15 protein-coding genes are annotated in these 13,014 nt (G+C 73.3%); 4 read left to right on the forward strand and 11 right to left on the reverse strand.

Features of this window, described 5'->3' with window-relative positions; all coding sequences use genetic code 11:
• Nucleotides 1-109 precede the first annotated feature (109 nt).
• Nucleotides 110-493 (reverse strand): VOC family protein, encoded by a 384-nt coding sequence (locus EFL26_RS20950; protein WP_123225127.1) that lies wholly within the window; start codon nucleotides 491-493, stop codon nucleotides 110-112.
• A 140-nt stretch (nucleotides 494-633) separates the two neighbouring features.
• On the opposite strand from EFL26_RS20950, the gene EFL26_RS20955 reads away from it, so the two are divergent.
• The gene (locus tag EFL26_RS20955) at nucleotides 634-1,713 is read left to right on the forward strand and encodes a glycerophosphodiester phosphodiesterase (protein WP_123224871.1); all 1,080 of its coding nucleotides are present in this window, start codon (nucleotides 634-636) and stop codon (nucleotides 1,711-1,713) included.
• A 74-nt stretch (nucleotides 1,714-1,787) separates the two neighbouring features.
• On the opposite strand, the gene EFL26_RS20960 is transcribed toward EFL26_RS20955, so the two are convergent.
• Nucleotides 1,788-2,177 (reverse strand): VOC family protein, encoded by a 390-nt coding sequence (locus EFL26_RS20960; RefSeq protein WP_123224872.1) that lies wholly within the window; start codon nucleotides 2,175-2,177, stop codon nucleotides 1,788-1,790.
• Entirely contained in the window at nucleotides 2,174-2,974 is an 801-nt protein-coding gene (locus EFL26_RS20965; RefSeq protein ID WP_123224873.1) for a methyltransferase domain-containing protein, read from the reverse strand. Before EFL26_RS20965 ends, EFL26_RS20960 begins: the two co-directional genes overlap by 4 nt.
• Before the next feature lie 84 nt (nucleotides 2,975-3,058).
• Here EFL26_RS20965 and EFL26_RS20970 point away from each other — a divergent pair, with 84 nt between their 5' ends.
• Complete coding sequence (locus EFL26_RS20970; RefSeq protein ID WP_123224874.1) at nucleotides 3,059-3,562, forward strand: MarR family winged helix-turn-helix transcriptional regulator; 504 nt, start codon at nucleotides 3,059-3,061, stop codon at nucleotides 3,560-3,562.
• 3 nt (nucleotides 3,563-3,565) lie between these two features.
• Here the strand turns inward: EFL26_RS20970 and EFL26_RS20975 are convergent, their stop codons facing one another.
• On the reverse strand, nucleotides 3,566-3,856 hold the full coding sequence (locus EFL26_RS20975; protein WP_123224875.1) for a hypothetical protein: 291 nt from the start codon (nucleotides 3,854-3,856) through the stop codon (nucleotides 3,566-3,568).
• 131 nt (nucleotides 3,857-3,987) lie between these two features.
• Here EFL26_RS20975 and EFL26_RS20980 point away from each other — a divergent pair, with 131 nt between their 5' ends.
• Both EFL26_RS20980 and EFL26_RS20985 read left to right on the forward strand, forming a co-directional pair.
• Nucleotides 3,988-5,049, forward strand: coding sequence for a helix-turn-helix transcriptional regulator (locus EFL26_RS20980; RefSeq protein ID WP_221177089.1), 1,062 nt, complete (start codon nucleotides 3,988-3,990; stop codon nucleotides 5,047-5,049).
• 140 nt (nucleotides 5,050-5,189) lie between these two features.
• A complete protein-coding gene (locus tag EFL26_RS20985; protein WP_123224876.1) occupies nucleotides 5,190-5,489 on the forward strand; it encodes a hypothetical protein in 300 nt (99 codons plus the stop codon).
• Here EFL26_RS20985 and EFL26_RS20990 read toward each other — a convergent pair.
• The 7 genes from EFL26_RS20990 to rsmI form a co-directional block, all read right to left on the reverse strand.
• A complete protein-coding gene (locus tag EFL26_RS20990) occupies nucleotides 5,486-6,130 on the reverse strand; it encodes a LysE family translocator (RefSeq protein WP_123224877.1) in 645 nt (214 codons plus the stop codon). The genes EFL26_RS20985 and EFL26_RS20990 overlap by 4 nt on opposite strands.
• Nucleotides 6,131-6,161: 31 nt before the next feature.
• A complete protein-coding gene (locus tag EFL26_RS20995; RefSeq protein WP_123224878.1) occupies nucleotides 6,162-8,003 on the reverse strand; it encodes an ABC-F family ATP-binding cassette domain-containing protein in 1,842 nt (613 codons plus the stop codon).
• On the reverse strand, nucleotides 7,996-8,892 hold the full coding sequence (locus EFL26_RS21000) for a 4-(cytidine 5'-diphospho)-2-C-methyl-D-erythritol kinase (protein ID WP_246000316.1): 897 nt from the start codon (nucleotides 8,890-8,892) through the stop codon (nucleotides 7,996-7,998). Before EFL26_RS21000 ends, EFL26_RS20995 begins: the two co-directional genes overlap by 8 nt.
• Nucleotides 8,889-9,776, reverse strand: coding sequence for a 16S rRNA (adenine(1518)-N(6)/adenine(1519)-N(6))-dimethyltransferase RsmA (rsmA, locus tag EFL26_RS21005; protein WP_123224879.1), 888 nt, complete (start codon nucleotides 9,774-9,776; stop codon nucleotides 8,889-8,891). Before rsmA ends, EFL26_RS21000 begins: the two co-directional genes overlap by 4 nt.
• Before the next feature lie 64 nt (nucleotides 9,777-9,840).
• Nucleotides 9,841-10,986 carry a resuscitation-promoting factor gene (locus EFL26_RS24950; protein WP_148046793.1) on the reverse strand — a complete coding sequence of 382 codons (1,146 nt, stop codon included), beginning with the start codon at nucleotides 10,984-10,986 and terminating at the stop codon, nucleotides 9,841-9,843.
• A gap of 240 nt (nucleotides 10,987-11,226) precedes the next feature.
• Nucleotides 11,227-12,117, reverse strand: coding sequence for a TatD family hydrolase (locus EFL26_RS21015; RefSeq protein WP_123224881.1), 891 nt, complete (start codon nucleotides 12,115-12,117; stop codon nucleotides 11,227-11,229).
• 10 nt (nucleotides 12,118-12,127) lie between these two features.
• The gene (gene rsmI / locus EFL26_RS21020; RefSeq protein WP_246000317.1) at nucleotides 12,128-12,973 is read right to left on the reverse strand and encodes a 16S rRNA (cytidine(1402)-2'-O)-methyltransferase; all 846 of its coding nucleotides are present in this window, start codon (nucleotides 12,971-12,973) and stop codon (nucleotides 12,128-12,130) included.
• Between the last annotated feature and the right edge of the window lie 41 nt (nucleotides 12,974-13,014).

Here is a 13,014-nt window from a genome sequence, read left to right on the forward strand (position 1 = left end):
AGCGCCGCAGGCACAAGCACCCGGCACCGGCCACCCCCACACCCGCCCGACAGGCACCCAGACCCGGTGACACGAAGCCCGCCGCAGGCGGACCTCGACGACACCGAGCTCAGTCGCCCTCAGCTGCCCGGTGGCAGACCGCCTCGACGTTGTTGCCGTCCGGGTCGCGCACGAAGGCGCCGTAGTAGCCCTGGTGGTACTCCGGCCACATCCTCGGCTCGTGCAGCGACTCGGCGCCGAGCTCGACTGCCTTCTCGTGGAAGGCGCGCACCGTCGCGGCGTCAGGAGCGGTGAAGGCGAGGTGCATCTCGCGCTGCACCGGCGGCTGGTCGTCGTACCGGCCGATCCAGAAGTCCGGCTTGCCGTCGCTGCCGTAGCCGACGAAGTCGCCGTACTCCATGATCCGCCCGTGCCCGAGCACAGCGAGCACGCCGTCGTAGAACCGCTTGCTGGCCTCGATGTCCGCGCAGTTGATGCCGAAGTGATCGATCATGCCCGTCATCGTGGCGGATCGGCGCCGCCCGAGCGACCCCCGAGCGACCCAGTCGGCGACTCCGAACCGGGGGCCGATGTGCACCCACGCTTCACCTCCACCTCGTCGTCCGGTCAGGTCCGGCCGGTTCGCTGTGGGCCATGGAGATCCCTGCACGAGCGGGCAGCACCGCCTTGTCGGACGTCCCGGCCGGACCTGCCCTGGGCACCCCGATCGTGATCGCGCACCGTGGCGCATCCGGGCACCTGCCCGAGCACACGCTGGAGTCCTACCGGTTGGCGATCGCCCTGGGTGCGGACTACGTCGAGCCCGACCTGGTCTCGACGAAGGACGGCGTGCTGGTCGCGCGCCACGAGAACGAGATCGGCGGCACCACCGACGTCTCCGACCACCCGGAGTTCGCCGGCCGCCGGACCAGGAAGTGGGTCGACGGTGCCCTGGTCACCGGCTGGTTCACCGAGGACTTCACCCTCGCCGAGCTCAAGACCCTGAGGGCCAAGGAGCGGTTGCCGCAGGTGCGGCCCGCCAACGCGGCGTACGACGGCCGCTTCGAGGTGCCGACGTTCGACGAGGTGCTCGAGCTGGTCGTCTCGGAGAGCCGCCGGCTGCGTCGGTCGATCGGCGTCTACCCCGAGACCAAGCACCCCACCTACTTCGCCTCGATCGGGCTGAGCCTCGAGCCGCCGCTGCTCGACGCGCTCGCCCGGCACCACCTCGACCGACCCGGGAGCACGGTGTTCCTGCAGTCCTTCGAGGTCACCAACCTCCGCTGGCTCCGGACGATGACGTCGCTGCCGCTGGTCCAGCTCGTCGACGCCGACGGGAGGCCGTTCGACCGGGTGCTGGCCGACGACCCGCGCAGCTACCGCGACCTGGTCTCGCCCGCCGGGCTCTTCGAGGTCGCTGCGTACGCCGACGCCATCGGTGTGCACAAGGACCTCGTCCTCCCGCGGGACGACGCGGGACGCGTGAACCGCCCGAGCCCGCTGGTCGCGCAGGCCCATGACGCCGGGCTGCTCGTGCACGCCTGGACCCTGCGCAACGAGAAGCAGTTCATGGCGACCAGCTTCCGGACCTCCCCGCACCCGGCCGCACCCGGCGACCCGCACGCGGAGGTGCGCGCGTTCCTGGAGGCGGGGGTGGACGGCTTCTTCACCGACAACACCGACACGGGGGTGACGGCCCGGGCCGACTGGCTCCGCCTGGACGCGGTGAGCTGAGCTGCTCGGCGTCCGGCCGCCCGCGCGGTTCCCCGGTGGGAGCGCGGGTGTCCTGCGGACGAGGCCAGGGCAGTTCAGTCCAGGGCGGCGAGCACCTCGACGCGGTTGCCGTGCGGGTCGGTGGTGTGGAACCGCAGGTAGGCGTCGAACGTCGCCCGCTCCCGGGTGTCGACCTCGTGACCCGCCGCGCGCAGTCGCGCGGCCAGGCGATCGAGGGCGCCCACGTCGTCGAGCAGCAGCGCCGGATGCGCCCTCCGGGCCGGGGTGAACGGCTCCTCGACCCCCACGTGGATCTCGGCGGTGACGTGCCCCTGCGCGTCGTACGCACGGAACCAGCAGCCACCGCGACCGGCCAGCGCCGCCGGCTTCGCCACCTCGACCAGGCCGAGCCCGTCGGCGTAGAACCGGCGAGCGGCGTCCTCCCCACCGGGCGGGCAGCTGACCTGCACGTGGTGGAGCCTCATGCCGACTCCGCCGTGCGTGCGACCACGAAGACCCTCCGGAACGGCAGCACCACGCCCTGCCCGGCGTCGCTCTGCGGGTACGCCGCCCGCAGCTGCTCCTTGAACTCCGCCTCGAACCGCGTCCGCAATGCCGGATCGGCAGCCTCGAGCGCCTGGAGCGTGGGTCGCGCCCCGGTGCCGCTGACCCAGGCGAACACGGGGTCCTCGCCGTGCAGCACGTGCAGGTAGGTGGTCTCCCAGGCGTCCACGACGCAGCCGAGCCCGGCGAGCACCTCGAGGTAGGTGCGGGCGTCGTGGGCGTCGGGCGTCGCGACGTCGCTGGTGCAGGCGGCGTAGGGCTCCTGGGCCGCGAGGTCGGCGCGCAGGGTGTGGCTGGGCTCGTCGAAGTTGCCCGGCACCTGGAAGGCGAACCAGCCACCGGGCGACACCGCCTCGACCAGCGCCGGCATCAGCGCGAGATGCCCCGGCACCCACTGCAGCGTGGCGTTCGAGACCAGCACGTCCACCGAGGCCGGCGTCGCGTCGGCCAGCCAGGTCCGCAGGTCGGCGACCTCGAACTCGACCGGCCCGGCCTGCTCGCGGGCTCGCTCGATCATCTCCGCGCTGGCGTCCACGCCGACGACCCGCGCGCCCGGCCAGCGCTCGGCGAGCGAGGCGGTCAGGCCGCCCGGCCCGCAGCCCAGGTCGACCACGAGGGCCGGTTGCTCGGCACGGACGCGAGCCAGCAGCTCGAAGAACGGACGACCGCGCTCGTCGGCGTACACGAGGTAGCGCTCCGGGTCCCAGCGGTGGGTCATGGCGACCTCCCAGATATCTTGACGTCAAGATAGTTTCGGCGAGGATTGTCTCGATGTCAAGAATCTTTCCACTACCATGAACCCATGACGGGACCGGAGTCCGGCGCCGACGAGGTCGACCTCCTCGTCGAGGCCTGGCAGCGCGAGCGGGCCGACCTCGACCTGGGTCCCGTCGAGGTGTTCAGCCGGATCAGCCGACTCGCGCGCCTCCTCGACCGGGCCCGGCGGGAGGCCTTCACCGCGCAGGCGATCGAGCCGTGGGAGTTCGACGTGCTCGCCGCGTTGCGCCGGGCCGGGAAGCCCTACCGGCTGAGCCCCGGGCAGCTGCTGCGGGAGACCATGGTGACCAGCGGCACGATGACCAACCGGATCGACCGGCTCGGTGAGCGCGGACTGGTCGAGCGCTCTCCCGACCCCCACGACCGGCGCGGCGTGCTCGTCGGCCTCACCGCAGCGGGCAAGCGGGCCGTCGACGGCGCCTTCGACTCGCTGATCGACAAGGAGCGCGACCTGCTCGGCGAGCTGACCACGGCAGAGCGCCGCGAGCTGGCCGCGCTGCTGAAGCGCCTCATGGAACCACTGCGCTGACTCTCACCGGCCCTGCTGCTCCACGAGCTCGTAGAGGTCGGGCGGAGTGTGTGCGACCAGCTGCTGCTGGGACTGCGGAGTCTGCCAGATCTGGACGAGGGCGCCCCGGAAGGCGACCGCCTCCTCGACCGTGTCGAAGTCGAGGTCGACGGCGACCCGGCTCGGGTCCTCGACGTGGCGTTGCATCCGGTAGGCGCGCACACCCTTCTCCGCGCGGAACCGGTCGAACTTGTCGAAGACCGCCTTCCACTCCTCGAAGTCGTGGACGGTGTTCTCGATGTGCAGGCTGGGCATGGCTGGCTCCTCGGCTCGGACGGGCCCGTCGGTGCGGACCCTCTCGATCCAGCGTGGGTGCGGCGCCCCGGGCCGACCATCCCTGATCCGGGGGATGTCCGGCTCGCGGTGCGCGCACCTACGCTCGGGGCGTGGGGACGACCGAGGACCTGGTGCGCCGAGCCGAAGCCGTGTGCGCCCGGAGCCTGACCGCCAAGGAGCTGCGCGAGGCTCTCCTCGGTGAGCTGCGCCCCCACGTCCCGTACGACGGTCACGTGTTCGCGCTCACCGACCCGGTGACCAACGTCGCGTCGTCGCCCCATGCCGACGTGCCGATGCTGCCGTGGGACCGGTTGCCGGAGCTGATCCGGTGGCGCTACCTCACGCAGGTCAACCGCTCCGACCACCTGCTCGGCCACCCGGCGGCCTCACTGCTCACCGCGACGCAGTCACCGGAGGACTCCCTCGTCTGGCTGCACGTCCAGCGCGACCTCGGCATCGTCGACTCGGCGTCGGTCGCGTTCGGTGACCGCTTCGGCTCCTGGGGCTTCCTCGAGCTGCTGCGCACCGCGCACCCGTTCACCCGGGCCGAGCTCGACGTGCTCACCGCGGTCGCTCCCGCCATCACCACCGGCCTGCGTCGGGCGGTGGCGCGAACCTTCGCCGAGCCGGCCGCCGCTCCGGGCGCGACCGGTCCGGCCGTCCTGGTGCTCGGCCCCGACCTCGCCGTCCGCAGCCAGACCGACGCGGCAGCGACCGCACTGATGCGCCTGCTCCCGCCGGACGAGCCGATCCCGCCGATCCCCGCGGCGGCGTACAACGTCGGCGCGGCCTTGATCGCCCAGGAGTCCGGCGTACCGGTCGGCGAGCCGTGGTGCCGGGTGCACCTGGGCGGCAACCGGTGGGTCACGGTCCGGGCCTCGCGGCTGGGCCAGGACGTCGCGGTCTCGATCGAGCCCTCCACGGCCACCGAGCGGATGGACCTGTTCTCGCGGGCCCACGGGCTGTCCGGCCGGGAGTCGGAGATCCTGGGCCTGCTCGTCGTCGGGCTCGACACCCGGGAGATCGCCGGACAGCTGTTCCTGTCCGAGCACACGGTGACCGACCACGCGAAGGCCGTGCTGGCCAAGACCGGCGCCCGCACCCGGCAGCGCCTGCTCGCCGGCGTGATCGGTGCGGCCGCCGATCGTCCGGAGACGCCCGCGGAGGCCTAGCGCTGCCGGAGCGGCCGACGAAGGAGGTTCGCCGGAGGGCGGGCACCGCTCCCCCACGGCTCCCTGGTTGCGCCTACCATGAAGGAGGTCTGGTCGGTGCAGGTGCACGCGGCCGGACCGACGACGCGTGAGGAGGCCCGATGGCCGACGAGCTGTTCATCACCATCGACACGGCACCGGCCTCGGACAACTGGGGGTTCGTGGGCCGCGCCCTGGTCGGCGAGCACGAGGCGTACCGGACGATCCGCGCGTACTCGACCGCCGGCGAGGCGCTGACCGCGGTGCAGGGCCTGGTCGCGGGGGTCCTGGGCACGTTGCTCGCGGGCCAGGAGTGGCGCAGCGCCCAGGACGAGTTCGGGCACGTGCCGCGGCGCACCGAGCTCGACTTCGGTCTCGGCGCGAAGGTCCGCCGTCGCGAGACCGAGCCGACCGACGGCTAGCGCGGCTGGCCGGTGACCGCCAGGCCGACACCCAGCCCGATCATCGACACGCCGCCGACCGCGCCCATCGCCTCGCCCCGCCGGGGCGACCGGTTGAACCACAGCCGCAGCTGGGACGCGACCAGCGCCCAGGTGCTGTCGGACAGCAGGCCGATCGTCGTGGCGAGCAGGCCGAGCATCAGCATCTGCAGCTGCACGTGCCCCTCTGCGCGGTCCACGAACTGCGGCAGCACGGCGGCCAGCATCATGTAGCCCTTGGGGTTGGACGCGCCGACGACGTACCCCTGCCGCACCGCACGGGTCCACGTCATCGGGGTGCCGACGGGGTCGGCGGGCGCACCCGAGAGGAACTCCTTGCGCCTCCGCACGGCCTCGTAGCCGAGCCAGACCAGGTACGCCGCGCCGGCGAGCCTGAGCACCGTGAACACGACGATCGACTCCTGGACGACCACCCCGAGCCCGAGCGCGACGAGGGCGACGATGGTGACGAGGCCCAGGGTGTTGCCGGCGACGGTGGCGAGCGCCACCCCGCGCCCGTAGGCCAGCGCCCGGCCGATGGTGAAGACGACGCTCGGTCCCGGGATCACGATGATCACGAACGCGGCGATGCCGAAGGTCAGGACCTGGTCCAGCGAGATCACGGAACCACGGTAGGGCCGGACGCGGCTGCCGTCACTCGAGAATCGCGGCGGCCTCGAGCCACTCCGTCTCGAGCGCCTCCTTCTCGGCCTGCACCAGGCGCAGCTGCTCGGAGAGCTCCGCGAGCGCGGTGTAGTCGCTGGCGGCCGCGGCGAGCTCGCCGTTCAGCGCCGCCTCCTGCACCGCGATCCGCTCGAGCTGCTTGTCGATCCGGGCCAGGGCCTTGCGCGCCGCCCGCTCGTCGGCACCGCCGACGCGGGCCGTCGTGACACCGGTGGTTTCGAGGCTCGCTGGCGCTCGCACCTCAACCGCCGGAGGCGGGACGACGACCGTGGGCTCCGACGACGCCGTGCGGCGCATCTCGAGGTACTGGTCGACGCCGCCGGGCAGCATCCCGATCGTGCCGTCGCCCAGGAGCGCCCAGATCGTGTCGGTGACCCGCTCGAGGAAGTACCGGTCGTGCGAGACCACGACGAGGGTGCCCGGCCAGCCGTCGAGGAAGTCCTCGAGCACGGTCAGGGTCTCGATGTCGAGGTCGTTGGTCGGCTCGTCGAGGAGGAGCACGTTCGGCTCGGCGAGCAGGATCTTCAACAGCTGGAACCGCCGCCGCTCACCGCCGGACAGGTCGCCGAGCCGGGCGGTCAGGCGGTCACCGGTGAAGCCGAACCGCTCCAGCATCGAGGTCGCCGAGAGGTCCTGGCCGCCGGCGGTGCGGGCGACGCGGCGTACCTCCTCGATCGTGCTGAGCACCCGTGCCTCGGGGTCCTCGGGCGTCACGTCCTGGGTGAGGTGCTCCAGGGCGACGGTGCGGCCGCGCTTGACCCGGCCGGCGGTCGGCGCGAGCGTGCCGGCGACCAGGTTGAGCACGGACGTCTTCCCGGCGCCGTTGACCCCGACGACCCCGACGCGGTCCCCGGGTCCGAGGCGCCAGGTCGCATGGCGCAGCAGGGTGCGCCGTTGTCCTGAGCCTGCCGAAGGGTCTCCGCGCACCAGGTCGACGTCCTCGAGGTCGACGACGTCCTTGCCCAGGCGCTGGGTCGCGAACCGCTCGAGCGCGAGCCGGTCGCGCGGCGGCGGCTCGTCCTCGATCAGCTCGTTGGCGGCGTCGATCCGGAACTTCGGCTTGGAGGTGCGTGCGGGAGCGCCCCGGCGCAGCCAGGCCAGCTCCTTGCGCACGAGGTTCTGCCGGCGCTGCTCGGTGGCGGCCGCCTGCCGCTGGCGCTCGGCCTTGGCCAGCACGAACGCGGCGTACCCGCCGTCGTAGGAGTCGACCACACCGGCGCCGTTCGCACCGGGGTGGACCTCCCACGTCCGCTCGCAGACCTCGTCGAGGAACCACCGGTCGTGGGTCACCACCACCAGCGCAGACGTACGCCGGCGCAGGTGCTCGGCCAGCCAGGCCACCGCCTCGACGTCGAGGTGGTTGGTCGGCTCGTCGAGGATCAGCAGCTCGTCGGGCTCCAGCAGCAGCCGGGCCAGCGCGCAGCGCCGCCGCTCGCCGCCGGACAGCGTGTGCACGACCCGGTCCAGGGCGATCCCGGCGAGCAGCACCTCCACGACCTCGCGCGTGGTCGCGTCGGCCGCCCACTCGTGGTCGGCCTTGCCGGCGAGCACGACCTCGCGCACGGTGTGGGTGTCGTCGAGCAGGTCGCGCTGGTCGAGGTACCCGACGTGGAGTCCGCGCGTCCGCGACACCCGGCCGGTGTCGGGCTCGACGCGGCCCGCCAGCAGGTTGAGCAGCGTGGTCTTGCCGTCGCCGTTGCGACCGACGACGCCGATCCGCTCGCCCTCCCCCACTCCGAGGCTGACCTCGTCGAGGAGGATCCGGACGCCGTAGGACTTCGAGACCTTCTCGAGGTTGACGAGATTAGGCATAGGTCACCACGTGCGCGCCGGCGACCGGCCCGGGCGCACACAGCACCACGTCGTGGTCGCGCGCCAGCTCGGAGGCGACGTCCCGGGCGTGGTCGGCGTCGCCCGCCAGCGCCAGCCAGGTCGGGCCCGAGCCGGACAGGAGGGCGGCGTACCCGCCGGCGGTCTCGATCTCGTGACGGATGTCGAGCAGGTCCGGTCGCAGCTCGAGGGCGGCCGGCTCGAGGTCGTTGTGCAGCTCGGCGGCCAGCCTCTCGGGCCGCGCCTCGGCGAGCGCGGAGAAGAGCCCCTGCGGGGGGCGCAGGTGCTCGCCGAGCCCGAGCGCGTCGTACTCCGCGTAGACGGCGGCCGTGGACAGCCCGACGGCATTGGGCACCACCACCCACCACCAGTGGCCGTGGTCGGTGACCGGCTCGACCAGCTCGCCGCGACCGGTGCCGTACGCCGTGCCGCCGACCAGCGCGAACGGCACGTCGCTGCCCAGCCGGCCGGCGATCGCGAGCAGGTCGTCGTCGGAGGTCTGCAGGTCCCAGAGCCGGTCCAGCGCGACCAGCGCCGCGGCCGCGTCGGCGCTGCCGCCGGCGAGGCCGCCGGCGACCGGGATGCTCTTGGCGATCTCCAGCCGCGCCGCGCGCTCGATCCCGTGGTGGGCGCAGAGCAGGTGTCCGGCGCGGATCGCGATGTTGCTGCCGTCCAGCGGCACCTCGGACGCGTCGAGGTCGGCGGTCACCGTGACGGAGACCGACCAGTCGTCCGCCTCGGTGGCGGTGACGTCGTCGTACAGGCCGATCGCCTGGTAGACGGTGGCCAGCTGGTGGTAGCCGTCCTCGCGCGACGGGCCGACGCCGAGGTGCAGGTTGATCTTCGCGGGAGCCCGCACGGTCACCGTCACGCGGCCACCTCCGACAGCGCCTCGGCGATCCGCACGAAGTCCTCGATCCGCAGGGCCTCCCCGCGGGTCATCGGGTCGACGCCGGCCCGGGCGAGGGCGTGCTCAGAGGCCTCCGCGGAGCCGGCCAGGTCGCGCAGCGAGGGACGCAGCGCCTTGCGCCGGTGGGCGAACGCTGCGTCGATCACGGCGAACACCTGCGTGCGGGTCACGGTCGTCGCCGGGGGCTCACGGCGGGTCCAGGCGACCAGCCCGGAGTCGACGTTGGGGGCCGGCCAGAAGACGTTGCGCCCGATCGCGCCCGCCCGGCGCACGTCGGCGTACCAGGCGGCCTTGACCGACGGGACGCCGTACGCCTTCGAGCCGGGGACGGCGGCGAGCCGGTCGGCCACCTCGGACTGCACCATGACGAGCCCGTGCTCGAGGGACGGCAGCAACGCCAGCAGGTGCAGCAGCACCGGGACCGAGACGTTGTAGGGAAGGTTGGCGACCAGCGCGGTGGGGGGCGGGCCCGGCACGTCGGTCACGCGGAGCGCGTCCGCGAGGACCACCTCGAACGCGTCGACCTGGTCCGGTGCCCGGTCGGCGATCGTGGCCGGCAGGGCCGCGGCGAGCACCGGGTCGATCTCCAGCGCGACGACCCGCCGCGCCACGGCGAGGAGGGCCAGGGTCAGGGAGCCCAGGCCCGGTCCGACCTCCAGCACCACGTCGTTCCCGGTCACGCCGGAGTCGGCGACGATCCGGCGCACCGTGTTCGCGTCGATCACGAAGTTCTGCCCGCGCTGCTTGGTCGGTCGCAGGTCGAGGGCCGCGGCGAGCGCGCGCACCTCGGACGGACCGAGCAACCGGGGCGCTCGGACCCCTGCGTCGGCGCGGTCGTCAGTCACGTCGAGAAGGGTACGGCGAGCGGGCACGTGCGCCGCACGTGCCCGCTCGTCCTCGACTCGGGGATCAGGCCTGCTTGCCGCAGACCGGCCAGGCGCCGTAGCCGCCGCTGGCGGCCCGGACCTTCTCGGCGATCGCGATCTGCTGCTCGCGGCTCACCAGGTCGGGCCGGCTGGGTCCGCCGTACGCACGCCAGGTGCCGAGGTTGAACTGGAGCCCGCCGTAGTAGCCGTTGCCCGTGTTGGCGTGCCAGTTGCCGCCCGACTCGCACTGGGCGATCCGGTCCCACACGCTGCCGCCGGAGACGCTCGGCGCGGGCTTGGTGCCGACCTTGACGATCGTCGGGACTGCCGGGGTGATCACGTTCTGGCTCAGCACCTCGCGGCTCACCACCCGGCCGTTGTGGAGCACGACCTGGTAGGTCACGTCGCGCACGCCCGGGGTGCCCTGACGGACGGTCTGGGTGTCGCCGGCGTACAGGGTGTCGTCCTTGCGCTCGACCACCTGCGGCTGCACGGCCTCGTCGGGCACGTGCACCTGCTTGACCTGCACCCGCGTCAGCACGATCCGCTCGCCGTCGGCGAGGGGCGCGTCGAGGCCCGGCTTGACCAGGTCGTCGCCGTCGTACGTCGCACCGAGCCGGTCGAGCAGATCACGCACGTCCGCCGCGGCGAGCACGACCGACTGGGCCTTCTCGCGGCCCAGCTTCACGACGACCGACTTCGGCGTGGTGATCCGCAGTGCCATGCCCTGGCGGTCGATCGTCGCACTACGGCTGGCAGAAAGGTCGGCACCGGCGAAGCGGATGCCGAGCTCGTCGAGAGCCGAGGCGACCTCGGTCGCGGTGGTCCAGTAGGTGTGCCGGGTGCCGTCGATGTCGACCGACAGCGGCCGGCTGTAGCGCACCGTGATCCGGGTGCCGTTCTCGACGGCGCTGTCCGGCGACGGGGCGACCACGTCGCGCGCGTGCAGGGTGATGCCCTGCCCGGCGAGCACGCCGCGGACGTCGTGGCCGAAGGTCCGCACGGTGTGCGCCCGGCCGTCGACGGAGAGGGTGACCTCGCGGCTGAGGGAGTAGTACCCGACGGTGCCGGCGAGGGCGAAGCCGATGACGCCGACCAGGCTGAACAGCAAGGTCCGGCTGCCGGTCAGGTGCGCGAGGGCGGCCTTGAGGTGGGTGGTCCTGGTCGTGGTGAAGGGCGTGGGGGGCACGCTGCTCCGATGTTCGTGCTTCCCGGGCCGCGGGGGTCCTCTGCCGACGCGGCGAGCCGCGCATTCGAGGCAGAGGACCGGAAGTGTCTGTCTCCCGCTCCCGGCCAACAGCCTTCGACCCTGCCATCGCTAGCAGCGAGTTAGCAAACCGCTAGCACGCGATCCCCGCGGGCCGTGTGGGGTATCTCACCCGATTCGGACGGTTTCTCCCGGCGTGTCCTGCGGTCGCTCGGTGCGCGCTCAGCGCGCGCGAGCGCCCCAGGAGGCCCCGAACGCCCGGTCGGTGTTGGCCTCGATCGCCCGGCACAGCGTCTCGAGGTCGGCACCGAGCGTCTCCGCCATCGCCCGGACCGTGAGCGGCACCAGGTACGACGCGTTCGGCCGGCCGCGGTGGGGCACGGGCGTGAGGAACGGCGCGTCGGTCTCGACCAGGATCCGGTCGAGCGGGGTGACCTGGAGCGCGCCGCGCAGGTCCTCGGCGTTCTTGAAGGTGACCGTGCCGGCGAACGACAGGTACGCGCCCCGCTCGAGGCACTGCTCGGCGAAGGCGGCGTCGCCGGAGAAGCAGTGCATGACCCAGCGCGGCGGCGCTCCGACGTCGTCGAGCACGCGCAGGACGTCCGCGTGGGCGTCGCGGTCGTGGATCACCAGCGTCCTGTCCAGCGTCGCGGCGAGCTCGATGTGCCGGCGGAACGAGCGGACCTGGGCGTCGTGGCCGTCCGGGCCCGTGCGGTACCGGTCGAGCCCGGTCTCGCCGACCGCGCGCACCCGCGGGTGCGTGGCCAGGTCGGCGATCTCGGCCAGCGCGTCGTCGAGCCGGCCGGCGGCATCCAGCCGGGCGGCGTCGTTGGGGTGGAGCGCGACGCCGGCGACGACGTCCTCGTGCTCCGCGGCCACCTCGACGGCCCACCGCGCGCCCGGCAGGTCGCACCCGATCTGCACGATCCTCGGCACGCCGACGGCGGCCGCTCTGGCCAGGGCCTCGGCCACCGGCACCGGCTCCCCGGGGCCGTCGTGGGCGGGGATGTCGAGGTGGCAGTGGTTGTCGACCACGGGGTGCGGCAGGGGCTCGGGCGCCTCGGGGCGCTCTCCGCGGCGGTCACCCTTCGGCCGCCGCTCCTGCGACGTCACGAACGGCCCCTCACGCCTTGTGCACCAGGTCGTAGACGAGCCGCTTCGGTACGCCGGACCGGCGCGCGACGTCGGCGATCGCCTGCTTGCGGGGCACGCCCGCGGCCTCCTCGGACGACACGAGGGCACGGAGCGTGTCGGGATCGGTGGTCGGCTCGGCCGGGACCGCCCCGGCGACGACGACGGTCACCTCGCCACGGACGCCCTCGGCGGCCCAGGCGGCCAGACTCCCGAGTGCGCCCCGGCGTACCTCCTCGTGGGTCTTGGTCAGCTCGCGGCACACCGCCGCCCGCCGGTCGGCGCCGAACGCCTCGGCCATCGCCTCGAGGGTCGCCTGCGTCCGGTGCGGCGCCTCGAAGAACACCATCGTGCGCGGCTCCTCGTCGAGCGCCTCGAGCCGACGTGCTCGCTCCCCGGCCTTGCGGGGCAGGAACCCCTCGAAGCAGAAGCGGTCGACCGGCAGCCCGCTGACCGCGAGCGCGGTGAGGACCGCCGACGGGCCGGGCACGGAGGTGACCAGGATCCCGGCCTCGACCGCGGCGGTCACGAGCCGGTAGCCGGGGTCGGACACGCTGGGCATGCCGGCGTCGGTGACCAGCACGACCCGCTCGCCGGCTTCGAGCGCCTCGAGCAGCTGCGGTGTCCGGGCCTCCTCGTTGCCCTCGAAGTACGACACCACCCGACCGGCGATCTCGACGCCGAGGTCGGAGGTCAGGCGCTTGAGCCGGCGCGTGTCCTCGGCCGCGACCACGTCGGCACGCGCGAGCTCCTGCGCGAGCCGGGGCGGCGCGTCGTCGGCGCGGCCGATCGGCGTACCGGCGAGGACGAGGACGCCGGTCGACTCGGGGGTGGTCACGGCCCCGATCATGTCAGGGTCGGCGACGCTCAGGTCGCTCC

This window comes from Nocardioides pocheonensis (genome assembly GCF_003725535.1).
GTDB classification, from domain to species: domain Bacteria; phylum Actinomycetota; class Actinomycetes; order Propionibacteriales; family Nocardioidaceae; genus Marmoricola; species Marmoricola pocheonensis.